At 64.3% G+C, this 25,149-nt stretch carries 25 protein-coding genes; 11 read left to right on the forward strand and 14 right to left on the reverse strand.

All coding sequences use genetic code 11. The features are described 5' to 3' along the window. Positions 1-56: 56 nt before the first annotated feature. Both ACM43_RS26745 and ACM43_RS26750 read right to left on the reverse strand, forming a co-directional pair. Positions 57-875 (reverse strand): quinoprotein dehydrogenase-associated SoxYZ-like carrier, encoded by an 819-nt coding sequence (locus ACM43_RS26745; RefSeq protein WP_271544130.1) that lies wholly within the window; start codon positions 873-875, stop codon positions 57-59. A 54-nt stretch (positions 876-929) separates the two neighbouring features. Next, the gene (locus ACM43_RS26750) at positions 930-1,853 is read right to left on the reverse strand and encodes a quinoprotein relay system zinc metallohydrolase 2 (protein ID WP_271544132.1); all 924 of its coding nucleotides are present in this window, start codon (positions 1,851-1,853) and stop codon (positions 930-932) included. Between the two features lie 126 nt (positions 1,854-1,979). Between ACM43_RS26750 and ACM43_RS26755 the strand changes: the two genes are divergently transcribed. Next, entirely contained in the window at positions 1,980-2,864 is an 885-nt protein-coding gene (locus ACM43_RS26755; protein ID WP_198399754.1) for a substrate-binding domain-containing protein, read from the forward strand. After that, on the forward strand, positions 2,861-3,418 hold the full coding sequence (locus tag ACM43_RS26760) for a PQQ-dependent catabolism-associated CXXCW motif protein (RefSeq protein WP_271544134.1): 558 nt from the start codon (positions 2,861-2,863) through the stop codon (positions 3,416-3,418). The genes ACM43_RS26755 and ACM43_RS26760 overlap by 4 nt, the downstream gene beginning before the upstream one ends. A 59-nt stretch (positions 3,419-3,477) precedes the next feature. On the opposite strand, the gene ACM43_RS26765 is transcribed toward ACM43_RS26760, so the two are convergent. The 6 genes from ACM43_RS26765 to ACM43_RS26790 form a co-directional block, all read right to left on the reverse strand. Beyond that, complete coding sequence (locus tag ACM43_RS26765; protein ID WP_157283926.1) at positions 3,478-3,783, reverse strand: copper-binding protein; 306 nt, start codon at positions 3,781-3,783, stop codon at positions 3,478-3,480. 136 nt (positions 3,784-3,919) lie between these two features. Beyond that, positions 3,920-4,534 (reverse strand): hypothetical protein, encoded by a 615-nt coding sequence (locus ACM43_RS26770; RefSeq protein ID WP_271544138.1) that lies wholly within the window; start codon positions 4,532-4,534, stop codon positions 3,920-3,922. Next, positions 4,531-5,379 carry an ABC transporter permease gene (locus tag ACM43_RS26775; RefSeq protein WP_157283922.1) on the reverse strand — a complete coding sequence of 283 codons (849 nt, stop codon included), beginning with the start codon at positions 5,377-5,379 and terminating at the stop codon, positions 4,531-4,533. The genes ACM43_RS26770 and ACM43_RS26775 overlap by 4 nt, the downstream gene beginning before the upstream one ends. After that, the gene (locus ACM43_RS26780) at positions 5,376-6,182 is read right to left on the reverse strand and encodes an ABC transporter ATP-binding protein (RefSeq protein ID WP_271544140.1); all 807 of its coding nucleotides are present in this window, start codon (positions 6,180-6,182) and stop codon (positions 5,376-5,378) included. The genes ACM43_RS26775 and ACM43_RS26780 overlap by 4 nt, the downstream gene beginning before the upstream one ends. Then, positions 6,179-7,138: a YVTN family beta-propeller repeat protein gene (locus ACM43_RS26785; protein ID WP_271544309.1), complete on the reverse strand. Its 960-nt coding sequence runs from the start codon at positions 7,136-7,138 to the stop codon at positions 6,179-6,181. Before ACM43_RS26785 ends, ACM43_RS26780 begins: the two co-directional genes overlap by 4 nt. Positions 7,139-7,344: 206 nt before the next feature. Further along, entirely contained in the window at positions 7,345-8,526 is a 1,182-nt protein-coding gene (locus ACM43_RS26790; protein ID WP_271544142.1) for an ABC transporter substrate-binding protein, read from the reverse strand. Between the two features lie 60 nt (positions 8,527-8,586). Here ACM43_RS26790 and ACM43_RS26795 point away from each other — a divergent pair, with 60 nt between their 5' ends. Continuing rightward, positions 8,587-9,159, forward strand: coding sequence for a DUF3280 domain-containing protein (locus tag ACM43_RS26795; protein WP_157283914.1), 573 nt, complete (start codon positions 8,587-8,589; stop codon positions 9,157-9,159). A 170-nt stretch (positions 9,160-9,329) separates the two neighbouring features. Here the strand turns inward: ACM43_RS26795 and fghA are convergent, their stop codons facing one another. Together fghA and ACM43_RS26805 are read right to left on the reverse strand one after the other, a co-directional pair. Further along, a complete protein-coding gene (gene fghA, locus ACM43_RS26800; RefSeq protein ID WP_271544144.1) occupies positions 9,330-10,175 on the reverse strand; it encodes an S-formylglutathione hydrolase in 846 nt (281 codons plus the stop codon). 69 nt (positions 10,176-10,244) lie between these two features. Further along, positions 10,245-10,865: a response regulator gene (locus ACM43_RS26805; protein WP_036007891.1), complete on the reverse strand. Its 621-nt coding sequence runs from the start codon at positions 10,863-10,865 to the stop codon at positions 10,245-10,247. Between the two features lie 204 nt (positions 10,866-11,069). On the opposite strand from ACM43_RS26805, the gene ACM43_RS26810 reads away from it, so the two are divergent. Together ACM43_RS26810 and ACM43_RS26815 are read left to right on the forward strand one after the other, a co-directional pair. Next, a complete protein-coding gene (locus ACM43_RS26810) occupies positions 11,070-12,422 on the forward strand; it encodes a histidine kinase (protein ID WP_271544146.1) in 1,353 nt (450 codons plus the stop codon). A 164-nt stretch (positions 12,423-12,586) separates the two neighbouring features. Next, entirely contained in the window at positions 12,587-15,058 is a 2,472-nt protein-coding gene (locus tag ACM43_RS26815; protein ID WP_271544148.1) for a TonB-dependent receptor, read from the forward strand. 4 nt (positions 15,059-15,062) lie between these two features. Here ACM43_RS26815 and ACM43_RS26820 read toward each other — a convergent pair whose 3' ends face one another. From ACM43_RS26820 to ACM43_RS26830, 3 genes are read right to left on the reverse strand one after another with little or no spacing between them, the layout of a single operon-like run. Further along, entirely contained in the window at positions 15,063-16,088 is a 1,026-nt protein-coding gene (locus tag ACM43_RS26820) for an ABC transporter permease (RefSeq protein WP_271544150.1), read from the reverse strand. Further along, the gene (locus ACM43_RS26825) at positions 16,085-17,602 is read right to left on the reverse strand and encodes a sugar ABC transporter ATP-binding protein (protein WP_271544152.1); all 1,518 of its coding nucleotides are present in this window, start codon (positions 17,600-17,602) and stop codon (positions 16,085-16,087) included. Before ACM43_RS26825 ends, ACM43_RS26820 begins: the two co-directional genes overlap by 4 nt. A 34-nt stretch (positions 17,603-17,636) precedes the next feature. Further along, positions 17,637-18,590 (reverse strand): sugar-binding protein, encoded by a 954-nt coding sequence (locus ACM43_RS26830; protein ID WP_271544154.1) that lies wholly within the window; start codon positions 18,588-18,590, stop codon positions 17,637-17,639. Positions 18,591-18,974: 384 nt separating this feature from the next. On the opposite strand from ACM43_RS26830, the gene ACM43_RS26835 reads away from it, so the two are divergent. Both ACM43_RS26835 and ACM43_RS26840 read left to right on the forward strand, forming a co-directional pair. Beyond that, positions 18,975-19,142, forward strand: a complete 168-nt coding sequence (locus ACM43_RS26835; protein ID WP_271544156.1) for a hypothetical protein — start codon at positions 18,975-18,977, stop codon at positions 19,140-19,142. A gap of 61 nt (positions 19,143-19,203) precedes the next feature. After that, the gene (locus ACM43_RS26840; RefSeq protein WP_271544158.1) at positions 19,204-19,608 is read left to right on the forward strand and encodes a hypothetical protein; all 405 of its coding nucleotides are present in this window, start codon (positions 19,204-19,206) and stop codon (positions 19,606-19,608) included. A 75-nt stretch (positions 19,609-19,683) separates the two neighbouring features. Here the strand turns inward: ACM43_RS26840 and ACM43_RS26845 are convergent, their stop codons facing one another. Continuing rightward, positions 19,684-20,259, reverse strand: coding sequence for a YybH family protein (locus tag ACM43_RS26845; RefSeq protein ID WP_271544160.1), 576 nt, complete (start codon positions 20,257-20,259; stop codon positions 19,684-19,686). 79 nt (positions 20,260-20,338) lie between these two features. Between ACM43_RS26845 and ACM43_RS26850 the strand changes: the two genes are divergently transcribed. The 4 genes from ACM43_RS26850 (at position 20,339) to ACM43_RS26865 (ending at position 25,107) form a co-directional block, all read left to right on the forward strand. Continuing rightward, complete coding sequence (locus ACM43_RS26850; RefSeq protein WP_271544162.1) at positions 20,339-21,292, forward strand: LysR family transcriptional regulator; 954 nt, start codon at positions 20,339-20,341, stop codon at positions 21,290-21,292. A gap of 75 nt (positions 21,293-21,367) precedes the next feature. Continuing rightward, the gene (locus tag ACM43_RS26855; protein WP_271544164.1) at positions 21,368-22,828 is read left to right on the forward strand and encodes a GH1 family beta-glucosidase; all 1,461 of its coding nucleotides are present in this window, start codon (positions 21,368-21,370) and stop codon (positions 22,826-22,828) included. 252 nt (positions 22,829-23,080) lie between these two features. Then, positions 23,081-24,313 (forward strand): acetyl-CoA C-acetyltransferase, encoded by a 1,233-nt coding sequence (locus ACM43_RS26860; protein ID WP_271544166.1) that lies wholly within the window; start codon positions 23,081-23,083, stop codon positions 24,311-24,313. Positions 24,314-24,804: 491 nt separating this feature from the next. Then, positions 24,805-25,107, forward strand: coding sequence for an HU family DNA-binding protein (locus ACM43_RS26865; protein WP_018320691.1), 303 nt, complete (start codon positions 24,805-24,807; stop codon positions 25,105-25,107). Positions 25,108-25,149: the final 42 nt, after the last annotated feature.

Here is a 25,149-nt window from a genome sequence, read left to right on the forward strand (position 1 = left end):
TTTCGCTACGCTCAATGTGAGCCGACCCTCCCCCTCCAGGGGAGGGTGCTCCTCGCTCACGTCCCCGGCTTCTCGACATCCCATTCATTGCGGAACACATGCCCTTCCGTATCCTTGGCCTCCGCACGAAAGCGCTTGGCGCCGTTGGAGACATAGGTGAAGCGCAGGTTGGGATCTTCCGAGATCGAGATGCCGCCTTCCATCGACAGCACGGGGCTGTCGTCCTGCGTCAATCTGAGCTGGTTGATGAAGAAGGCGGGGATATAGAGCTGCGTGACCTGGTCCATCTGCAGGCCGGAATTGTTGGGATGGCCGATCATGATCTGCGCTTCGCGCAACCGGCTGGCCGGACCGTCCTCACGGGCGAATTGCCGGTAACGCATCTGGCCGAGCCGGTTCTTGGCTTCCTCCATATTCTTTGCAGCCGGCGCCGAGCAGCCGCCGGAGGCCTTCACATAGACTTTCGAGACGTAGAGCTGGCCGTCGCTGAGTTCGGCGACCGCGTGCACGTCGGTGTAGTTGTTGACGCGCACGCGGGTCGAGATTTCCGTGACATTGGCGTCCGGGCCGAGCTCGAACTTCGCGGCCATCGGTGCAGGATTGCGGTCGATCACCAGCGTGATCGAACGGATGCGTCTGCTGTCGCCGGGCGACAGCTTGCTGCGCAGCGTCACCGGCACGATGGCGGCATCCTCGGCGCGATAGGGCATCTCGATGCCGATGACCTCGGCGCCGTCGTTCATCGGCCTGTTGCCGAAGATGTCCTGCACCAGGCCCGGCCAGGGATCGTAGGCCTGTTCCGCCTGCGCCGGCACGGCGAAGGCGATGCCGAGGAGCAGGGCGATCAGGGGCAGGCGGCGTGTGCATGCCGTCATGGTCATGCTCCTCGGTTTAGGTGAAGCTGATCTCCTGCCAGCGTAGCGCGCCCGCTATTCCCATTCAATTTCCGAGAATGCTGCAGTTGCGTTGCGGGCGTTGTAGTCCTCGAACAGCTGCCAGTGCGGCCGCTCGTCCGCGGCCGCCCTGTCCGCCGCGGCGCGGATCGGCGCGCCCTTCTTGTTCAAGGCGCGGACGTCGGACAGCAGCGTTGACAGGTAGCGCCGTTGATCGCTCAGCGCCGCCGGCCAGCCGCTCACAGGACCGTGGCCGGGAACAACGCGCAGCGCTGGGATCGTCTCCAACTCCTTGAGCGTGGCGAGCCAGCCGCGAATGCTGCCGTCCATCACCGGAATGTGGCCGAGAAAGACGAGATCGCCGGCAAGCAGGGTTTTGGTGCTCTCGTCGAACACGGTCAGATCGTTGTCGCTGTGGCCGGCCGGCCATGCGCGCAGGGTCAAGCGGCGCGAGCCCAGATCGAGCGTGAGCGTGTCCATCACGAGCAGGGTAGGCGGTACGATCTTCACGGGATCAATCAGTTCGGGGCCCATGAGGCGTCTGAAATTATCGAGATAGAACGGCCCGCGGGCGGCCAACGCCTGCGGCAACTTGCTGTGGCCGACGAAGCTGGTTCCCTCCGCCGCGAAAGCAGCATTGCCGAAGACATGGTCGGGATGGCCATGGGTGTTGATGACATAGCGGATCGGCTTTTGCGTGCGCGCTCGTACCGTCGCCAGCAGCGCCTCGCCCTCGCGCTGGCTGCCGCCAGTGTCGATCACGGCCACCGCGTCGTCTCCCACGATGAAGCTGAGGTTGGCGATGCCGCCTTCATTCTCGCGGCTCATCAGCGCGATGGCCCCGGAGTGTACGAAGATTCCCGGCGCGACTTCGCTCACAGGCAATTCGGCCGCCCCGGCGCGTGCTAGCGTGGCTGTTACCAGGGACAAGGCTGCGATCACGAGAGCGATGCGAGACACTTTTCCGCCTCAGTTCAAAGGATTGGCATCATTGCACTGCAACAAAGAAAAGCCGGCAAAAGTTGGCACACGTGGCGCGTCATGCGTCGCATGGATAACATTCAAACAAAACGAGGAGGAAGCGCGATGACGCAGGCCGGACGACATCGTCGCTGGTGGTTTTCACTCTGGATCGTAATCGCATCATGTGCGCATGGCGATCTCGCCATCGGGCAGACCAACGAGACCGGAGATCTCTCATTCGAGCTGGTCGACCCGAAGGTGCTGCGCGTCTGCGCCGACCCGCGCAACCTGCCGTTCTCGAATGAGAAGGGCGAGGGCTTCGAGAACAAGCTCGCCGAGTTTCTGGCGGACAAGCTGCAGAAGAAGCTGGACTACGTGTTCTTCCCGCAGGCCGCCGGCTTCGTGCGCATGACGTTGGGTGCGCATCGCTGCGACGTCATCATGGGCTACCCGCAGGGGGACGACCTCGTGCAGGGCACCAATCCCTACTACCGCACGACCTATGCACTGGTTGCCAAAACTGGCAGCGGGCTCGAGGACGTCGACACGCTGGAGGACGCACGCCTGAAAGGTAAGCATATCGGCATCGTCGCCGGCACGCCGCCGGCGACCAATATGGCGTTGGCAGGCCTGATGGGCGACGCAAAGCCCTATCAGCTGATGATCGACACGCGCTTCGACAATTCGGCGCAGGCGATGATCGAGGACCTCACTGCCGGCAAGATCGACGCCGGCGTGCTCTGGGGACCGATGGCCGGCTATTATGCGAAGAAAGCCGGCCCCTCGCTGCACGTCACGCCGCTGGTCAAGGAGACCACCGGGTCCAAGCTGGTCTATCGCATCGGCATGGGCGTGCGACCCGCCGACCAGAACTGGAAGCGGCAGCTCAACCGGGTGATCCAGGAGAACCAGGGCGAGATCAACAAGATCCTGCTCGATTTCGGCGTGCCGCTGCTGGACGAGAACAACCGGCCGCTCGGCGCGGAGACGGCCAAGAAGGCGCCATGAGCCGGCCGCTTGCCGCTGCGTTCGTCGTTGCCTTGCTCATGGCCCCGGCGTCGGCGCAGCAGCAGGAGCCGTTCGAGCCCGAGGGATATCGTACCGACAATTATCGCGCGCCGGTGCCGGCGACGCTCGCTGGCGCGCGCGTGCTCACGACCGGCGAGGCGGAGGCGATCTGGCGTGCGAACAGCGGCACCTTCGTTGACGTCATGCCGCGCGCGCCGAAACCAAAGAACCTTCCTGTGAGCACGGTATGGCGTGACGCGCCGCGCCAGAACATTCCGGGCAGCTTCTGGCTGCCGGACACCGGCTACGGCAACTTGCCGCCCGCCATGGACGATTATCTTCAGCGCGGCCTCGCGCGCGCCTCACGCGGCGACAAGGCCGCGCTGCTGGTGATCTATTGCCTCGCGGATTGCTGGATGTCCTGGAACGCCGCCAGGCGCGCATTGGCTTACGGCTATGCCAACGTCGCCTGGTATCCCGACGGCACCGACGGCTGGGAGCGCGCGAAGCTGCCGACGGAAGATGCGCAGCCGGAGCCGCGGCCGGAGCAATAGTGATCAAGCGCAGGTGCGCTCCCTCGCCCCGTTCTTACGGGGAGAGGTGAAGATCCAACCTACGGCCTCTGCTTCTGCAACTTCGTCAACGTGCCCGTACCGTTGGTCTCGGTCGCAGAATAGCTCACCCTGTCGCCGGCATGGACGGCATCCAGCATCGCGGCATCTTTCGCCTTGTACTCCTGGAGCGCGCCGGCGCTGCCTGTGCTGGCGCCGACTGTGCCCTTCTGGGTCTGCTGGATCGAGATCGTGCCGTTGAGCCGATCGATCCGCGTGATCATCCCGGTCATGTCGTCAGCAAAGGCGCTGGTTGCGAGCATGCTGAGGACCGCAGCGCCCGCAAACATGATTCTTGTGGTTCCCATCGAGGCCTCCCGACGTCTTGAGTTCACGTCGACAAGCAATCATAAATCGATTTGGTTCCGGCACATAGCGCGGCGAAAGGTTAACGTTGCCGGGGCGATTGCGGGAACTTTTCGTGAGCGGTCAGCGTAACTGACGCTATTCCATTTCCTGCTGAATCACGCGTCCGAGCGCGAACAGGCGCTGGTCGATCGAGGTTGGAACCTCGCAGACGAAGCGCACCACCTTGTGGCGGTCCTCGAAGATCCGGGTCTTCCAGATCAGCTCGTTGCTGAGCGCCGCGACCTTGGCCTCGTCGCGCGGTGTGGCCCCTTGCAGGGCCTGGAGTTGAATTGCCTCCTCGCGGATCTTCTCGGCGGCATCGCGCTGCTTGCGGCTGACGCGCTCGAGTCCGTTCATGACCTGGGAGCGCTGGGCGTTGAGCGTGTCGAACAGGCCGGCGAACAGCAGCTTTGCGTTCGCGGTCTTGTCGGCAGCGGAACCCGCGAGAAACTCCTTCACCAGCTTTTCCGCCTCATCCAGCGGCGTCTTGCGCGCCGCCAGTTTCGCAACGAGCGCGCTGATCCTGGCGTCGTCCTTCCATTTGTTCTGGACGTCGTCGAGCGGCGGACCGCCCCACACGGCCGCCAGCGAGATCTCGGGCACCTTCGCCTGGGTGCACGGCCAGTCCGGATAGCGCGGATCGGCGGCGAGCGCCGTCGTGCTCGCGACAGCGAGCACGAGTACAGAGGTGACCAGAACCCGAACAATCATCCTTCGCCTCCCGCAGGCCCGCGTCGCGCCAGCCCGCGCGAGGGATCATAGGCCAGGATCGCGCCGATCATGAAGACGATTGTGCAAGCAGCGACCACCGCCAGGGAGATCCAGTTGATCTGGCCATACAGCGCGAAGCGGATCAGCTCGACCGCATGGGTGAACGGATTGGCCTCGCACAGATAATAGAGATAGGGGCTGCCCTCCTGCACGCGCCAGAGCGGGTAGAGCGCAGAGGAGGCAAAGAACATCGGGAAGATCACGAAGTTCATGACACCGGCGAAGTTCTCCAGCTGCTTGATGCCCGACGAGATCAGCATGCCGAGCGAGCCCAGCATCAGCCCCGACAGGATCAGCGCCGGCAGCACGGTGAGATAGCCCTGGGGCGGCGGGGTGATGTCCCAGAGCCAGGCGATCAGCAGGAACGCATAGACCTGGAGCAGCGATACCGCGGTGCCCGCGAGCAGCTTGCAGAACAACAGGAACCCCCGCGGCAGCGGGCTTACCAGGAGCGTACGCATGTTGCCCATCTCACGGTCATAGACCATCGAGAGCGAGGACTGCATGCCGTTGAAGAGCTGGATCATCGCCATCAGTCCCGGCGCGATATAGACCTCGTAGAGGATGTAGGTCTCGTAGGGCGGGATGATGGAGATGCCGAGCACCTGGCGGAAGCCGGCGGCAAAGATGAACAGCCACACCAGAGGCCGCACCAGCGCCGAGACGAAGCGCTCGCGCTGATGCAGGAAGCGCAGGCCCTCGCGCCAGACGATGCCGCTGAGGCAGGTCATGTACTCGGCGAACGAGAAGCCGCGCGGCGCCTCGCGCGTTGCAATGCTGCTCATGCGCCGCCTCCCGGCATGGTTTGCGCGCCGGTCAGGCGCATGAAGGCGGTGTTGACGTCCTGCGCGCCTGTTGCGGCGATGACGCGGCTCATCGGCCCCTGCGCCAGCACCTTGCCTTGGTGCAGCACCACGAGATCGTCGCCGGGCATGATCTCGTCGAACAGGTGTGTGGCCCAGAGCACGCCGATGCCCTGCTCGGTCACGAGCTGGCGCACGTGGCTGATGATGTCGGCGCGCGCCTTGACGTCGAGACCGACGGTCGGTTCGTCGAGCAGCAAGAGGCGCGGCCGATGCAGCAGCGCGCGGGCGATCTCCAGCCGCCGCATCTGTCCGCCGGAGAGATCGCGCACCTTGCTTGCGGCGCGATCGGCAAGGCCGATGCGGCCGAGCAGCTCGGCGCTGCGCACCGATGCCTCGCGGCGGCCGATGCCGTGCAGCGCCGCGTGGTAGAGCAGGTTCTGCGTCAGCGACAGGTCGAGATCGAGCGTGCGGGGCTGGAACACGACCCCGAGCAGCCGCAGCGCCTCGCCGGGGCTCTTGCTGACGTCATGGCCGAAGATCGAGACGCGGCCGGACTGGATGCCGAACAGGCGCGTGATCAACGAGAACAGCGTGCTCTTGCCGGCGCCGTTAAGTCCCAGCAGCGCCGTGAAGCTCGCGGGCTGGACATTGAAGGACACGTCCGTCAATGCGCGCCGCGGACCATAGGCATGGCTGACGCCGTCGATCGACAACGCCGGCACCGTGGCCGCTTCGGCTCTCGGCGTCTCCTGCACTTCGGCGATCGGGGCGGGGCTGGTCATGGCGCGATCGTGACGCCCCAGGGCAGCTCGCCGACCTGAATGGTCTTGATCACCTTCTGCGCGGCGACGTCGATGACGGAGACGTCGTTCGACACACCGTTGGTGGTGAGCAAATATTTCTCGTCCGGCGTGAACGCCATGTGCCAGACCCGCTGCCCGACCAGGAGATATTTCGTCACCTTGCGCGAGGCGACGTCGACCACCGCGATGCGGTTGGCGGGGCCGAGCGCGACGAAGGCAGTTTTGTCGTCCCTGGTCATGCCGATGCCGACCGGCTGGATCGCCTCCTTCCGCAGGCCCGGGATCTCGAACGTGATTTTGCCGATCACCTCGTGCTTCTTGGGGTCGATGATCGAGACGGTGCCGCCGATCTCCGAGGACACCCAGACTTCCGACGAATCGTGCTTGTACTCGGCAAAGCGCGGCCGCGCGTCCACCAGCACGTTGGCGACGATCTGTCGCGAGGCGGTGTCGATGAAATGCGCCATGTTGGTGGTTTCTGAGGTGTTGATCAGCGTCTTGCCGTCCGGACTGATGGTCATGCCCTCCGGCTCGACACCGACCTGGATGTCGCCGAGCCGGGCGCGCTTCTCGAGATCGATCACCGTCACCGTGTTGTCGTTCTCGTTGGCGACATAGAGCATCTTGCCGGCGGCATCCTGCGCGAACAGCTCGGGGTCGGGTCCGGAGGGCAGGCTGTCCACCACGGTTTGCGTCTTGGCGTCGATCACCTGGATGGTGTCGTCGTCGCCGACCGCGACCATCACGAACTTGCCGTCGCGGGTAAGGTCGATGCCGCGCGGACGCTGGCCGACCTTGATGGTCTTGGTCACGGTCCAGCTGTCGGTATCGATCACCGAGACCGTGTTGCTCTTCTCGTTCGAGACGTAGGCGATGAACGCATGCGCGGGCGGTGCAGCGAGCGTGATCGCCACGGGTACGGCCGTCGCCAGCATGCGCAAGGTCTGTCCGCGGGCGGTCTTCACCTCCCCCGCTTGCGGGGGAGGTCGTATCGCATCGTCAGATGCGATACGGGAGAGGGCTCTCTCCTCTTGGGGGTTCTCGCGCGTGGAGACACCCTCTCCCCAACCCTCCCCCGCGCGCGGGGGAGGGGGCGAACCGTCATCATTGTCGCGGCGGCTCGATCTCATCTCACCATTGCTCACTTCAGCTTGCATTTGCTCTCCGGGCGATCGTAGCCGAGCGTGTCGAGCTCGGAGACTTGGTGCAGGAAGCCCTCCTGCGGCGACACCGACACCACCATGCGGCCGTCGACCAGGAGGATCGGCTGACGCAGCTGCAGGTTCCAGTCGCGCAAGGTCAGCCGCGTGCCCTTGAAGGCGGCGACCGAGAAATCCGGGCCCTTGATGAAATCGGTGACCTTCCTGACCTCGCCGGAGTTGGTGCGCGAGGTGGCTTCGCCGATCATGCGCACGGCCGTCCAGGCCTGCATGTCGCGTGCGGTCATCCGCCGCGAATTCAGCTTGATGAAGCGGTTTTGCATCTGGATCGCGCCCCACTGATCCTGCGATGCGTCCCAGCTGCGCGGCACGAGGCCGGCCGAGCCGGCGACTGGGCGCGGATCCCAGGTGCGATAGGGCAGATAGGCGCCGAACACCTCGCTCTCGTCGGCGGCGACCAGCACGTCATAGGCCGGCGCCTGCTGCGTGAAGACGGGGATCTGGCGCTGGACCTGCGCGACGCCGCTGTCGGTGCGCCGCGCGCCGCCCTTGTCCTCGAAGGTTCGCTCCTGCACGATCTTGGCGCCGAACCGCGCCGCGGTGCGCCTGATAGCATCCGCGAACAGCTTGTCCTCGTCGTGCGAGCCGACCACCAGCAGCCAGCGCGACCATTTCTTCCACACCAGATATTGGCCGAGCGCATCCGCCAGCATCGCGCGCGTCGGCGCGGTGTGGATGACGTTGGCACGGCAATCGGCTTCGCGCAGCCGCTCGTCGACCGCGCCGGCGTTGAACAGCAGCGTGCCGCGGTCGCGCAAGGCGTCCGCGACCTTCAAGAGCGCATCGGCGGGCAGGTCGGCGATGATGAAGCCGTTCTTCTCGGCGAGGGCGGTCGCAGCCTGCGCCACGTCCTCGCCTTCCCTGATGCGGCGCTCCTCCAGCGTGAAGCGCTGGCCGGTGAATTTCCCGGTGGTGTTGTTGTCCTCGATGGCAAGGCGCGCGCCGGCGAGGCCGTCGTTCTCGGCGGGCTGCTCGGCCAGCGACAGCGTTGATCGAATGCCGGCGATTCCGAGATAGCCGACGCCGATCGTGATGGGATCGGCCGCAAGCGCGCTCGTCGCGGCAAGACCAAAGCCGATCAGGCCGGCCAACCATCGGATCATGTTTCCTCCAGACGATCTCCCCGGCTTGACCGCCGGTGAAGAATTGTCTCTGCTTCAAGCATGACCAATTTGTCAGGCCATGCAACCCCGCATTTCGTCCCCGCGCGCGCGAAGCCGGGCATCACGATCATGCGAGCATTGTTGGCGATTCCAGCTTTGCTGTTGACGGGCTCGGCCGCGCTCGCCGACCCGCCGAAGCTCGCGGTGTTCGATTTCGAGCTGGTCGACACCAGCCTGCCCGGCGAGTTCTACGGCTCCAAGCCGGAAGAGGCGCGGCTCGTGCGCATCAGCGAGCAGCTGCGCAAGGAGCTGGCAGAGTCGGGCAAGTTCCAGGTGCTCGACATCGCGCCGGTACGGGAGGCCGCCCGTCGCGCGAACCTGCAGGCCTGCGGCGGCTGCGACCTCAAGCTCGCCGGCCAGCTCGGCGCCGATCTGGAGATCACCGGCCTCGTGCAAAAGGTCTCGAACCTGATCATCAATCTCAACATCTATCTGCGTGACGTGAAGACCGGCAACATGATCACGGTCGCCAGCGCCGACATGCGCGGCAACACGGATGAATCCTGGTCGCGCACGATGAGCTATCTCATCCGCAACCGCCTGCTGGCGTCGAATTACGGCAAGCGGGAGTAGATCTTTCTCTCCGCGATTCGGGAATTGTAGGGTGGGCAAAGGCGCACTTGCGCCTGCCCACGATCAATCAATGCTTCGAGAGAAATCGTGGGCACGCTTCGCTTTGCCCACCCTACGATACTGCGGTCGCGGAGAGACACCCCTCATCAAAACGAGACAAGGGAGGAAGATCACCCCTTCAGCTTCTCCGCATGCCAGTGCAGGTGATCGCTCATGAAGGTCGAGATGAAGTAATAGCTGTGGTCGTAGCCCGCCTGGCGACGCAGCGTCAGGGGGATGCCCGCTTTGGTGCAGGCGGCTTCGAGCAGCTCGGGCCTCAGCTGCTCCTTCAGGAAATTATCGGCCTCGCCGACGTCGACGAGGAAGCCGGAGAACTTGGCACCGTCCTCGATCAGCGCCACCGTGTCGTGGTTGCGCCAGGCCTCCTTGTTCGGTCCGAGATAGCCGGTCAGCGCCTTGATGCCCCAGGGCACGAGCGAGGGCGCCACGATCGGGGCAAAGGCGCTGGCTGCGCGAAAGCGGTGCGGGTTGCGCAGCGCCACCGTCAGCGCGCCGTGGCCGCCCATCGAATGTCCCATCACCGATTGCCGCCTGGCATCGACCGGAAAGCTCTCCGCAACCAGCTTCGGCAGCTCGTCCGTGACGTAGCTCCACATGCGATAATTGCGCGCGAACGGCTCTTGCGTGGCGTCCACATAGAAGCCGGCGCCGAGGCCGAAATCGTAGGCATTGTTGGCATCGCCCGGCACATCGGGCCCGCGCGGTGAGGTGTCGGGCGCGACGAAGATCAGGCCAAGCTCGGCGCAGGCCTTGCGGAATTCGCCCTTCTCGGTGACGTTGGCATGCGTGCACGTGAGGCCGGAGAGATACCAGACCACGGGCAGCCTGGCACCCTCCGCATGCGGTGGGATATAGACCGAGAACACCATGTCGGTTCCGGTCACCTGGCTGGCATGGCGATAGACGCCCTGCACACCGCCGTAGGATTTGTTGGTCGAGACAGTCTGAATCGTCATGCCTAAGAGCTCCGTGGCATCTCACCACATCAAGATTGCAACGCTTGTGTGACCGAATTGGTGGCGAGGTCAGGCGACACCGCTGTCGATCGCCAGCCGCACCAGCTCCACCGAGGTCTTCACCCCGAGCTTCTGGCGCATGATGGACGAAGTATTAGCCACCGTCTTGTAGGACGATTGCACCAGCCACGCGATTTCGGACAGGCTCTTGCCGGCGCTGAGCAGCCGCAGAATCTCCATCTCGCGCGCGTTCAGCTTCGAGAGCGGGTTTTGCGCCAGCGTCGGTCCGGCGAAGGCGATGCTGCGCGCGATCGCGGTCGGAAGATAGGTGCCGCCGCTTCCGACGGCGCGGATCGCCTCGACGAGGTCGTCGGGGTCGCCGGTCTTGGAGACGTAGCCCTTGGCGCCGCACTCGATCGCACGCGCGGCGAAGGCGGGGTCGTCATTCATGCTGAACATGATGATGCGGGCCTCGGGCGCGCGCTCGAGGATGCGGCGCGCGAGCTCGAAGCCGGAGACGGTCGGCAGATTGATGTCGATGATGCAGAGGTCGGGACGTTCGACGATGAAGACGCACTCGCCGTCCTCGGCGTCGGCGGCTTCCAGGATTTCGATCTCGCCTTCGTCGGCCAGCACGGCACGGCAGCCGGAGGCGACGATGGGATGATCGTCGACGATCAGAATGCGCATAGGCGTTCCCCGCGACAGCCCGTTCCCTTGGAGCTTGCCTGTTCTGCGCCGCACGAGGCTGACCAGACAAGACGCGCGACTCGTGTCGCCTCATGCAACCCGGCCGGGATTGCTGTACGCTTCCGATTAGATATCGGGCGGTTCGCCTCTGTCAACGTCGTCGGACAGGCGTGGCAAACCCTTCGCGAGGCACGAGCGAGACCAATGTGGCAGAATCTTTCCTTGCGCGGGCGCATCAATCTCTTGCTGGCGCTGCTGCTGGCGCTGGGGCTCGCGGTCAATATCGGCCGGCAGATCGCCGAGGCCGGCCCGCGCGTCCAGGCCGAGGACCAGAGCGTGATCCGCCTCGCGCGCGAATTCATCGAGATGATCGTTGCCGATCTCAACGAGGCACCCGATCCTGATGCCAGGCTGAACCAGATCGCCCGCGATCTCAGCCGCCTGCGGCATGTCAGCATCGCGCTGCACGATTCCGGTGGGAACCCGCTGACGCCCCGCCGGCTTGGCTCCGACGTCGACACGCGTGCCCCGCCGGCCTGGTTCGTCAGCCTGGTTCATCCCGAGCAGACCGCGGTCAGCGTGCCGGTCTCGATCCGCGGCAAACCCGGCTCGCTCGTGATCACCTCGCATCCCGACGACGAGATCGCCGAGATCTGGGACGGTATCGTGACCCAGCTCGAGGTCGGCTCGGTGATCGCGCTCGCGCTGTTCTTCCTGATGATGAAGGTGGTCGGCCGTGCTCTGGCACCGCTGCAGTCGCTGGCGGACGCCATGGGGAAGCTCGAAAGCGGACATTACGAGGCCCGTGTCGCGCCGGGCGGCGCGCCGGAGCTCGCGGCGATCTGCACCAGGCTCAACCATCTTGCCGCGACGCTTGGTGAAGCGGTCGAGGACAAGCGGCGCCTTGCCGAGCGCGCGGTGTCGCTGCAGGACATCGAGCGCAAGGAGATCGCGCGCGAATTGCATGACGAGTTCGGGCCCTATCTGTTCTCGCTGCGCGCACATGCGAGCGCGCTGGCGAAGCAGGCGGACGGGCGCGAGCCGAGTGCCGATGCCGTGCGAAAACATGGCAGCGCCATGCTGGAGCAGATCAATGCACTCCAGCAGTTCAATCGCCGCGTGCTGGAGCGTCTTCGGCCCGTGGGCCTTGCCGAGCTCGGCCTGCGTCAGGCGCTCGAATCGCTGTCGCGGCTGTGGCGGGAGTCGCGTCCCGACGTTGCGATCGAGACTTCCATCTCGCCGGCGCTGGGCCCAACCGGCGAGACCGCCGATCTCACCATCTACCGCATCGTGCAGGAGGCGCTCACCAACGTGTTCCGCCACGCCGGCGCGACCTCGGTCAGTGTCGTCATCGAGCCGGTCGAGCAGGCCGGCGGCCGCTGCTGCGCCCGGGTGCGGGTCAGCGACAACGGCCGCGGCATGGAGCCGGGGCAGAAGCTCGGCTTCGGCCTCGTCGGCATGCGCGAGCGGATCCTGGCGCTCGGCGGCACGCTCAATGTGGTCTCCGGTGAGGGCGGTGTGACGGTTGAAGCGCTGGTGCCCACAGCGGCAACCTGATCGTACCGGAAGCGATCGGGAAAAATTCCCGATTTTGTCGGGAAAATGGGTGCGGATAGGGTCCGACCTTTTGTGGCTGGCGTCCCCATTGCGGCCGAATAAACTCGCCTCGACCAATCGGCGGAACATCAAAACAGCCGGTGGTCACGGATGGGAAGGCGGGGATGGGCAGGGTTGTTTCGTTCAGGCGTGCTTTGCTGATGGCTTCGGTGTCGACCGGGCTGGTATCGGGCTTGGTCTATGCGACCCCTGCCGGGGCCGCGCCGGACGAGGAGACCAACGTCCAGAACCTGCCCCCGGTCGAAGTGACCGCACCACCTTCGGCAGCGCGGCGCGCGGCGCCGTCGCGACCTGTTGCGCGCGTGGGAGCGCCGGGATCGGCCGCGCCGAGGACACGGCTCTACGTCTTTCCGACCTCGCCGGGCACCGGCCGAGGTCTCGACGTCGATAAGGTCCCGTCAGCAATCAATGCCGTCGATGCCAACCAGATCAGGCGCACGGGTTCGCTGAACGTCACGGACGCGCTGCGCGACAACATCGCCGGCATCAACATCAGCGAAGTCACCGGCAATCCGTTCCAGCCGGATGTCGAATTCCGCGGCTTCGTCGCTTCGCCCGTGACGGGCACGCCGCAGGGGCTTGCCGTGTACCAGAACGGTGTCCGCATCAACGAGGCATTCTCGGACGCCGTCAATTGGGACCTGATCCCCACCGCCGCGATCAGATCGGTGACGCTGGTGACCAACAACCCCGCCTTCGGCCTCAATGCGCTCGGCGGCGCGATCAACCTGCAGATGAAGGACGGCTTCACCTATCAGGGCGCCGAGCTCGACCTCATGGGCGGATCGTTCGGCCGCATCCAGGGCTCGGCGCAATGGGGCAAGCAGGTCGATCAGAACTATGCCGTCTACGGTGCGCTCGAAGGACTGCGCGACAACGGCTTCCGTAATTTTTCCCAATCGACGGTGCGGCGCTTCTATGGCGATGTCGGCTACAGGGCCGGCGACAGCGAATTCCACGTCAATATGGGCGTGGCCAAGAACGATTTCGGCGCCAGCGCCACCGTCCCGGCCGAGCTGCTCGACAGATATTGGGGCGCAACATACACCACGCCGCAAACCACCTCCAATCGCGTCGGCTATCTCAACCTGACCGGCAAGGTCGACGCGACGCCGACCTGGACGCTCGAAGGCACCGCGCGTGTGCGCAGGTACGAGCAGAAGGTGGTCGACGGCAACCCGACCGACGTGGAGGAGTGCGCTGCAGATCCGGCGCTGCTCTGCTTTGGCGACGACACCTCACCCGCCTACGGTGGGGGCGGCGTGCAGCTTGCCAACCCGTTTGCGCCGGGAACGATCCTAGGCGCGATCGACCGCGGCTCGATCCGTTCGACCACCTTTGGCGTGTCGGGGCAGGCCACCAACACCGACCAGTTGTTCGGCCATGACAACCGCTTCGTGGTGGGCGCGACCTATGACGCCAGCGTCACGCGCTACAACGCCTCCTCCGAAATCGGCTCGATGGGAGAGAACTACGTCGTCAGCGGCAGCGGCGTTTTCCTGGGACCGACTCCTGTGGCGGACCCCGTCGCCGGCCCGGTCTCGCTGCGGACCGTCAATCAGTATAACGGCCTCTACGCGATGGATACTTTCAACGTCACGGATGCCTTCGCGATCACGGGCGGCGGCCGCTTCAACCTGGCGCGGATCACGTTGGAAGATCAGCTCGGGACCGCGCTCAACGGCGATCACACATTCGCGCGTTTCAATCCAATCATCGGCGGCACCTACAGGGTCACGCCGGAATTGACCGCTTATGCTGGTTATTCGGAGGCCAACCGCGTGCCGACGCCGCTCGAACTCGGCTGCTCCGATCCCGCCAGGCCTTGTCTCATCGCAGCCTTCCTGGTTTCGGATCCACCGTTGAAGCAGGTCGTCTCCAAGACCTTGGAGGCCGGTTTTCGTGGCACCAAGGAATTGAACATCGGCACGCTGGGATGGAAGATCGGCGGCTTTCGCGCCACCAACCACGACGACATCATGGCGGTGCCGGTCGTTGGGCGGACTGGTTTCGGCTATTTTTCGAACGTAGGCCGCACCCGGCGGCAAGGACTCGAAGCCGAAGTCAACATCAAGTCGCCCACGCTGCAGTTCCAGGCGAGCTACGCCTTCGTCGATGCGCGCTTCCTTGATCCGCTCGAGCTCGGCTCCGAAAGCCCGTTTGCCGATGACATCTCCGAGACCATCCAGGTCAGGCCCGGAAACCAGATCCCGGCAGTCCCGCGCCACCGCGTCAAGGTCGGCGTCGACTATGCCGTGACCGACGTCTGGAAGGTCGGCGGCAACGCGCTGTTCGTCTCCAGCCAGTATCTGGTCGGCGACGAGTCGAACCAGTTCGCGAAGCTGCCGTCCTACACGGTGTTCAATCTCCACACCTCCTATCAGGTCGCGAAGAACGTCCAGCTCTACGGCCGCGTCGACAACATCTTCGACAAGCGTTACGTGACCTACGGCCAGTTCTTCGACCGCGACGCCTTGCCCAACTTCACCAATGGCGGCGCGGATTTCACCGACCCGCGCTCGCTGAGCCCGGCACGGCCGCGCGCGTTCTATGCGGGGTTGAGGGTGACGTTCTAGATTTTCACTCCACCTTCACCCGCTCGAGCGGTGCCGCAGCGACGCTCGCCTGCTCCCGGCCTTTGGCCGCACTCGCGCGGTGGCGTCGCTGCACCAGATATTGATCGCCGAGCACGCCAACCAGGATCACCGTTCCCATTACCGCAAAATTGAGCGAGCTCGGAATGCCCAGCAGGTTGACGAGATTCTGCAGCACCTGGAGCAGCACGGTGCCGAGCACGACGCCGATGATCGAGCCTTCGCCGCCGCGCAAGGAGCAGCCGCCGAGCACGGCGGCGGCAATGGCGTAGAGCTCGTAGAACGAGCCGTGCACCGCCGGCGAAATCGAACGGGTGTACATCGCGATCAGGATCGCCGAAAACGCAGTCAGCCCGCCACAGATGACATAGGCCGAGATGATCACGCGGTTGGTGCGAATGCCGGAATAGCGTGCCGCTTCCTCGTTCTTGCCGACGGCAAAGAGATAACGGCCGAACACCGAGCGGTGAAGCACCACCCAGGCGATCACCGCCACCACGGCGAGCGCAACCACGCTGTGCGGCAGCGGGAACCCGAGCACGTTGGTGCGGCCGGCGGCCAGCCATTCCAGCATCGGAAAGCTCGCGCCGAAGCCGAAGCCCGCCGTCGCGTCCTCGGTGTAATAGCGCGCCGCGCCGCGGTAGATCAGGAGGCCGCACAGCGTGACCACGAAAGCCTGGATCCGCATCCTGGTCACCAGCGTGCCATGAATGAGGCCGATCACGAGCCCGGCCGCGACGATCATCGCGAGGGCTACGACCCAGTTGACGTCGTGATTGACGATCAGGTCGATGAACAGGACGCCGAGCAGTGCGATCACCGAACCCACCGACAGCTCGATCCCGCCGATGATGATGATGAAGGCTTCGGCGATGGAGAAGATGCCGAACAACCCGATCTGGTTGGCGGTGTTCGAGAGATTGCCGACGTACAGGAATCTCGGATTGATCAGGGCGACAACGGTCCCGACCACCAGAATCAGAACGAGAAGGCTCAGGTCTTTCTTGCTCAAGGTCCCTCCGCCGTGATTGTGTGGCCAACGGCAAGCTGCAGCACATTGTGCTCACTGAACTGGCTGCGATCAAGGAAGCCCGAGATCGCGCCTTCATGCATCACCGCGAGCCGGTCGCTGACCCCGATCACCTCCTCCATGTCGCTGGAGATCATCAGGATCGCCACCCCGGCATCGGTCAGGCGGCGCAGCATGCCGTAGATTTCCTGCTTGGCTCCGACGTCGACTCCGCGCGTCGGCTCGTCGACGATCAGGACCTTCGGCCGCATCGACAGCCATTTGGCGAGCACGACCTTCTGCTGATTGCCTCCCGACAGCGAGCCGACGGCGGTCTTGACGTCCGGCGCGCGGATCTTGAGGCGCTCCCGCTGACGCACCGCGTTCTCGTTCTCGCGCTCGGTATCCACCAGCCAGAAGCGCATATAGGACGCCAGATCCGGCAGCGAGATGTTTTCGGTGATCGAGACGTCGAGCAACAGGCCGGCGCCCTTGCGGTCCTCCGGAACGAGATAGATGCCTTGCTCGATGGCGGCACGCGGGCTTGCGATGCGGATCGGCTCGCCGTCGAGCCGTATCGTGCCGCCACGCAGTGGGTCGATGCCGAAGACGGCGCGGGCGAGCTCGGTGCGGCCGGACCCGACGAGACCGGCAAGTCCGAGGATCTCGCCGCGGCGGACCGACAGGCTCACGGCGCGGCCGGGATAGGTGTCGGTGACGGCATCGACGATCTCCAGCACGCTGTCGCCGGGCGGCGCGGCCGGCGGAACGTAGAGCGATTTCAGGTCGCGGCCGATCATCAAGCGGATCATCGCCGCCGGAGAGAGCTCCGCACGCGTCAGCGCGCCGACAACGCGACCGTCGCGCAGCACGACCGCGCGGTCGGCGCACTGCATCACCTCGTTGAGCCGATGCGTGATGAAGATGATGCTGACGCCGTGGGCTTTCAGGCCGGCCACGGTGCGCATCAGGCGGTCCGTCTCGGCGAGCGTCAGGCTCGAGGTCGGCTCGTCCATGATGACGAGACGAGCGTCGAGCGAAAGCGCCTTCATGATCTCGACCAGCTGGCGCTGCGCCAGCGACAGTTCGGCGAGCGGCGCATCGGCCGCGAAATCGCAGCCCAGCCGCTCCAGCAGCGGCGCGACATCGGCATACATCCGTTTGCGGTCGATCAGGCGCAAGGGTCCGCCGTGCACGGGCTCGCGGCCGATGAAGACGTTGCCGGCGACATCGAGATTGTCGAACAGGTTCAGTTCCTGATGGACGAAGGCGATGCCCGCCTTGATCGCATCTGCCACGGTGAGCGAAGATCGCGCGGCGCCGTCGACACGAATGAAGCCGCCGCTGGGCTCCACGACCCCGCCGAGCACGCGCATCAGCGTCGACTTGCCGGCGCCGTTCTCGCCGATCAGCGCAACGACCTCGCCGGGCGACACCTGGAGACCGACGTGGTCGAGGGCGACCACGCCTGGATAGCTCTTGCTGATGTCGACCAGTTCGAGAAACGGTTCTGGCATGGCAGGCTGCGCGGGCGGGCAGCGCGGATCTCTCCTATTTCTTCAGCATCTGCTTCATCGAGGCCATGAACTCGTCGACATTGACCTTTTCGATGACCTTGCCGGGCACGATGATGATGCCGTTGGCCGGAATGCCGCCCTTGTTGCCGCCGATGTAGTTCGCCATCAGCTTCATGCCCTGATAGCCCCATTCGAACGGCTGCTGCACCACCGTGCCGACGATGCTGCCTTCCTTGACGCCGCCGAGCGTGATCGGATCCTCGTCGAAGCCGATGATCTTGATCTTGCCGAGCTTGCCGGCCTCCTTGAGCACCTCGTAGATCCGCGGCGTGTTGTAGGAGTAGAAGCCGACGAGGCAGCTTACATCGGGCATGGCGGCGAGGATGTCCTCGACGTTGCGCTTGGCGCGGGTCTGGTCGATCTCGTCGCCGCGAACGTCGACGAGCTCGACCTTCGAGCCTTTGAGCGTCTCCTTGACGCCTTCGATGCGCTCGCGTGCGTTGTCGGCGCCGGGCAGGCCGACGAAGCCGACGCATTTGCCGCCGTTCGGCAGCGCCTTGACCATCAGCTTTCCTGCCTCTTTGCCGAGGTCGGTGTTGGAGGAGCCGATATAGGCCACGCGCTTGGATTTCGGCGCGTCGCTGTCGGTGGTGAACAGCACGGTCTGGGACGCAACCTTGTTGAGATGCTCGGTCTGGTTCTTCGGATCGACCGCGCTGACCATGATGCCGGCGGCACCGGCGGCGACGAGGTCGTCCATCACGCGCTGCTGCACGGCGGCCGCAGCCTGTTCCGGATATTTGAACTGGAGCTCGTAGTTGGGCAGTTCGCCCTGCGCCTTCTTCATCCCGGCCTCGGCGATCTTCCAGAAGTCGGACGCGCCATTGACGACGAAGGCCAGAACCTTCTTGTCCGCCGCATCGGCCGGGCCGACACCCGCTGCAACCGCGAAGGCAACAGACACACCTGCAAGCAAGAGACGCTGCATATCATTCCTCCCCTAAGGCGGTCGGCCCTTTTTGATGGCCAACTCTGCTTGAGCCCGGATTGGGCGCATGCCTCACCCCCAGCGGCACGGCAATCAGCCGCTACCCGCATCGTTGCGGCAGAGGCGGGTCACCGACCCGGCCGGCGAGGTGAAATGAGGCACGTACCTCAAGCTAGCAGAAGCCCGCCGCGCACGCAATTGGAAGCAATGGTCTGGACGTCAACCGCCGCGCTCAGGCTGGTGCAGCCGGTGCCGCGGCAGCCTTTTCGGGCAATCCGCAACCCGGCCGCGGCTTTAACCGACTGGAAACCATCGCAAATGATCTGAAAATTGTAACGAAACTCTCCGGCCGTGTCCGCGTCGGTTCGCCGGAGGGCAAGTCTGATGACAGAGCGCCAGTTGAGAGAGCAGGAATTCCAGATTGCGCGGTACCGGCATCTGGAGCGCGAGGTGACCGATCCGCTAGCAGCGTGTCTGCTTCACAGCATCATCGAGGAGCTCGAGGCCGAGCTGCGCAAGCAAAGACCGGATTGGCACGGGCCCGGTCATTAACCGTTTGTTGGCGCTAATGATGGCAATTGTCGCCGTGGGAATACTAGGGGAGGCTGCTCCCATGCTGAAGGACGGCACCTACGCGGCGTGGTACAAGACGCCGATCGACCAGGGTACCGGGATCGTCCATGTCGCAGACGGCCAGATCTGGGGCCGTGACAGCCTGATGACCTATCACGGCACCTGCCAGATCGATGGAGATCACTTCACCGCAACCGTATTGACGAAGCGTCACACCGACGGACGCGCCACCGTGTTCGGCAACGATGATGAGTTGACGTTGACGATCGAGGGAAGCTGCCCTGGCAAGATCGCGACCTACACCGCGACGGCACCTCAGGCGCCGGGCATGATCCTCCACGGAACGCTCATCCTCACGGAACAACAGCCGCCCGCACCTGAACCACCAGGGCAGATGCCGGCATTCAACCCCGACAAGCTGCCGAAATTGAAGCGCTCGCGCTGATCATCGCGACGAAATCGCACGTCGTCTCGACTGGCCGCCGGCCGGCTCCGAATCCAGCTCATCTGCGGCGCTTCGTCATTTTTCCTCCGGCCATCCCCGGGCGAGTATCGCCGCCTGTTGCAAGGTGATGCTTCGGACCAGCGGATCCGCATGGCGGTGCACGAGTTGCCAATCCGTGCCGTCCTTGCGGTAGACTTCGGTCACGCGCAGCGACCAGTCTTGAGCCGGCAACCCGCCCACCTCGGCGCGCTGGCGCTCGACCATGACGAGAGCGACGAGCGCGTCGGATGCATAGGTTTGCAAAACCTCAAGTTCGGTTTCGCCTTCCCTGAAGTATCGGGAGAGGGCAGCCAGACGCTGGGGACTAGCGTCGAATCCCCGACTTGTAGGCCCGCCAAAGGGCTGCATCAGCGTGAAATCGGGCGCGATGCGGACAAGCTGGGACCAGCGGTCCACATCGCCACGCATGAAGGCGGCATTCTTCTCGCGGGCGCGTTCGACGAGGCCCGCTATCGCGTCGCTTCCAGCGGCCGCATCGGCCGAAAGCTGACCGGATAGGGGAATTGCTGCGGTAGCGGCCATCATCGAGCGCCGCGATATCTTTTCCTGCTCGCATGGCCACCTGTTCAGCCCGGACGGTTTGTTGGTCATTTCTCAGCTCCTGATCGAACGACGAGCCCCATGCATGAAGCCTTGATCCCAATGAATCCAGCGATATGATTTCAGCAACATGCTGAACCAAATTGATTTATCCAGGATCGACCTCAATCTCCTCGTGCTCTTCCGTGTGGTTTTGGAGGAGCGCCATGTGGCGCGCGCAGCCGCTCGGTTGAGCCTGACACCGTCGGCGGTCAGCCATGCGCTCGGCCGGCTCCGGCTTCTGCTGAACGATCCGCTGTTTCTGCGGACCCCGAAGGGCGTCGTTCCAACGGCACGGGCCTTGGAGCTAGGGGAGCCGGTGGCTGAGATCATCGCGCGCGTCGAACAGCTGTTCGGCTCGGCTACGCCGTTCGACCCCGAAAAGAGCAGCCGCAGGTTCACCATTGGCGCACCCGATGCGGTGCTGGTCTCGGCTACCGGTCCGCTGTTGCGGTCGATCGCAGCTGCCGCGCCGCACATTGACATCGGGTTGATCCACCTGATGCCCGCGCCGCGCGACGGCGCGACCGGAGAGCCTTGGCAGCAATGCCTCGACATGCTGGAAAGACGCGAGCTGGACGTCGCAATGTTGCCGCTGCCTTCGGTATCACCGCGGTTCGAAGCGCGCAGCCTCTATGAGGAGGAGTTTGTGCTGGCCATGCGCAAGGAACATCGCTTGTCAAAAGCGCCAACCCATGCGGCCTTCGCGCAATCGCAACATTTGCTGGTCTCTCTCAGTGGTGAACCGCGCGGTTTCGTCGACGACATGTTGGCTAAGCGCGGCCTCCAACGCCGCATCGCGTTAACGGTCCCGAATTTCATGATGGCGCTTGCCCAGCTTTCCGGGTCTGACCTGATCGCAGCCTTGCCGCGCCGATTGGTGGAGCACCACGCGCGCCGTTTCGGCTTGGTGTTCGTCGAGCTGCCTTTCGCGCGCAAACCGGACACGATCCGGGCCATCGCAACCAAGGCGGCGATGAGAGACGCCGGCATTGAGTGGCTGATGCAGGTCTTGGTCGGTTCAATCGGAGCAAGTCGACGCTAGAATCCACCCGCTTCTCAAATCGCCCGGAACTGTTCATTGTGCCGGCCCGAAACGAAAAGAAGTGGAGCAGCATCAATGACGGAGGGGGTCTCGCGCCGCCGGTTTGCCAAGCTGGCGGGATTGTCCGCAACCGGGATTGCGAGTCCCCTTGTCCTCGAAGCCAAGCCGGCGCGGCCGCCGCGCAATGCAGGCGGTTTTCCGGCCGGCTTTCTCTGGGGCACGGCGACGTCGTCCTATCAGGTCGAGGGCGCGGTCGAGGAGGACGGGCGAGGGGCCTCGATCTGGGACAAGTTCGTCCGCATCCCCGGCAAGATCGAGGACGGCACCACCGGCGACCGCGCCAACGAGCACTATCACCGCTACAAGGAGGACATCGCCCTCATCAAGGAACTCGGCTGCAAGGCCTATCGCTTCTCGGTGGCCTGGCCACGGCTGTTTCCGGAGGGCGACGGCAAGCCCAATCCGAAGGGGCTCGACTTCTACAATCGTCTCGTCGACGAGCTCCTGAAGAACGGCATCGAGCCGTGGCTGACCCTTTATCATTGGGATCTGCCCCAATCGCTCGAGGACCGGTTCGGCGGCTGGCGTTCGACCGAGACCTGCAAGATCTTCGGCGACTACGCGGCCTATGTCGCAAAGCACCTCACCGACCGCGTCAGGAACGTATTCACGTTGAACGAGAGCGGGCGCTTCGTCTATTTCGGTTACGGGGTCGGCATCGACGCGCCGGGCTTGAAGCTGCCGCAAGCCGATGTCAACCAGATCAGGCACAACAGCGCGCTGGCGCACGGGCTCGCAGTGCAGGCGGTGCGCGCCCATGGCCGCCGCGGCACCAGGGTGGGGCCGGCGGAGAACATCGATGCCTGCGCGCCTGCGTTCGACACGCCGGAAAACGTGCGCGCCGCGGAGATCGCGCTGCGCGAGATGAATGCCGGCTATCTCAACGTCATCATGACGGGCCGCTATACCGACGCCTTCCTCAAATACGCCGGATCCAACGCGCCGAAATACACCGATGCGGAGCTCAAGATCATCTCTTCGCCGGTCGATTTTCTCGGTCTCAACATCTACGCGCCGCAGAACTACATCGTGGCCTCCGACCAGGGCGCGGGCTTCAAGCCGCTGCCGATCCCGAAATCGTTCCCGCACATGAATTCGGACTGGCTGCGCGTCGGGCCCGAGACGATCTACTGGGTGCCGAAGCTGGCGGCGAAGATCTGGAAGACGGACGCGATCTATATCAGCGAGAACGGCACCTCCGGCGACGATGTGGTGTCGCCCGACGGCAAGATCTACGACACCGATCGCATCATGTATCTGCGCAACTATCTCGCCCAGCTCCAGCGCGCCACCGACGAAAGCGTGCCGGTGCGCGGCTATTTCCTCTGGAGTCTGATGGACAATTTCGAGTGGGTGTATGGCCTCAACAAGCGTTTCGGGCTGTACCACGTCAATTTCGACACCCAGGTCCGCACGGCAAAGCTCAGCGCCAGCTTCTACCGCAACGTGATCGCGAAGAACGCGGCGGGGGCGTAGCGGCTGGCTCGGTGTTTTCGCCTCTCCCCGCCTGCGGGGAGAGGCCAGAATTTGCGACAGCAAATTCCGGGTGAGGGGGCTCTCCGCGAGTCCATCTGCTACTGAGTTTGCGGAAGCTCCCCCTCACCCGGATTTTCCGCTGCGCGTAAAATCCGGCCTCTCCCCGCACGCGGGAAGAAGGCAGCGCGCATTGACTCGCCAGTCCCTCTGATTCACAACGCTCACACACGCATAAACAAGAGGACGACGCCAATGCCTGACGCGCTGATCATTGATGCCTGCCGCACGCCGCGGGGCATCGGCAAGGCCGGCAAGGGAGCCCTGTCGGGCATTCATCCGCAGCAGCTCGGGGCGACCGTGCTGCGCGCGCTCGCTGACCGCACCGGCATCGACACCGCCGATGTCGACGACATCGTCTGGGGCTGCAGCGCGCAGGTGGCAACGCAAAGCGGCGATCTCGGCCGCATGTCGGCGCTCGATGCCGGCTACGACGTGCGTGCCAGCGCAGTGACGCTGGATCGTTTTTGCGGAAGCGGCATCACCAGCGTCAACATGGCGGCAAGCTCCATCATGGCCGGTGTCGAAGATCTCGTCATTGCCGGCGGCTGCGAGATGATGTCGATGGAGGGACGCCGCGGCGGCGGTCCGATGATGATGGATAGCGGCAATCTGCGTCTGCGGGCACGGCATCCGCAGTCGCATCAGGGCGTCTGCGCCGATGCGATCGCGACGCTGGAGGGCATCACCCGAAGCGACGTCGACGCGCTCGGGCTGGAGAGCCAGAAGCGCGCCGCGCACGCGATCGCGAACGGCCACTTCAAGAAGAGCCTCGTGCCTGTTCACCACGAGGACGGCAGTCTGGCGCTGGATCATGAAGAATACCCGCGGCCGCAGACCACGATGGAAGGCCTCAGCAGCCTGAATCCGGCATTTCCCGCCGTCGCGGACTACGCGCTCGACGACAAGGGCACGACCTATCGCGGCCTGATCCTGCAAAAGTACCCTGATCTGAAGATCGACTTCGTGCATCACGCCGGCAACTCCTCCGGCGTCGTCGACGGCGCTGCCGCGATCCTGCTGGCCTCGCCCGCTTACGCCAAGGCCCATGGCCTTAAAGCCCGGGCCCGCGTGGTCGCGATGGCCAACATGGGGGACTCGCCGACCCTCATGCTGAACGCACCGGTGCCGGCAACGCGCAAGGTGCTGGCCAAGGCGGGCCTCACAATCGACGACATCGACCTGTTCGAGATCAACGAGGCCTTCGCCGTGGTGGCGGAAAAATATATCCGCGACCTCAAGCTCGACCGGGCCAAGGTCAACGTCAACGGCGGTTCGATCGCGCTCGGCCATCCCATCGGCGCCACCGGCTCGATCCTGATCGGCACCGTGCTCGACGAGCTCGAACGGCGCGATCTCAAGCGCGGTCTCGTCACCATGTGCGCCGCCGGCGGCATGGCGCCGGCCATCATCATCGAGCGCGTTTAGCTTGTTTACCTCGCCCCGCTTGCGGGGAGAGGTCGGATTGCATCGAAGATGCAATCCGGGTGAGGGGGACTCTCCGAGCACTGAACTCTCACCGTCTTTGCTGAAGCGGCCCCTCACCCCGACCCTCCCAGCGCGAGCAAAGCTCGTCGCGCCCCCGTAAGAACGGGGAGAGGGAGAGGATCTGCAAATGCGGCTGCTGCGCGATCCAATCCTTATTTTTCAGGGTGAAACACGCGCCTCCTTTCACAAAGGGGCCGGTCGTCGCTTGTCGAAGGCGGCGAATCAGTTCTAGCAAGATGTCGTGCGGGCCTTTGAAACAAGGCAAAAGCCGCTGCCCGAGGCTTCCTCCGCTCCGGAAGTAGCTAAAAAGCAGGGTTTTTTGTCACAGCAGGCCAGAAAAGCCCGTAATTTCGCGACAAAACTGTGCAGAAGGCTATAGGCCTTCAACGGTTGGTCTAATATGCAACCGGCAACGAATCAGAGGAGACACGATGCCGACCCAGATGTCCAAATCGCAATTGATCGAAAAGATTGCGACCGCCACCGAGCTTTCCAAGCGTGACGTCAAGAACGTCATGGAGACGCTGACCGACGTCGGCCACAAGGAGCTCAAGAAGAACGGCCTGTTCCTGGTGCCGGGCTTCGCCAAGTTCGTGGTCATCAAGAAGCCCGCGACCAAGGCGCGCAAGGGCACCAACCCGTTCACGGGTGAAGAGATGATGTTCAAGGCCAAGCCGGCCCGGAAGATCGTCCGCGCCCGCCCGGTCAAGGCCGCCAAGGACGCCGTGGGCTAACAACGCAAAGGCCCCCTCGAACGAGGGGGCCTTTTGTCTGGG

The sequence above is a fragment of the Bradyrhizobium sp. CCBAU 45321 genome, from assembly GCF_028128975.1.
Classification (GTDB): Bacteria; Pseudomonadota; Alphaproteobacteria; order Rhizobiales; family Xanthobacteraceae; genus Bradyrhizobium; species Bradyrhizobium yuanmingense.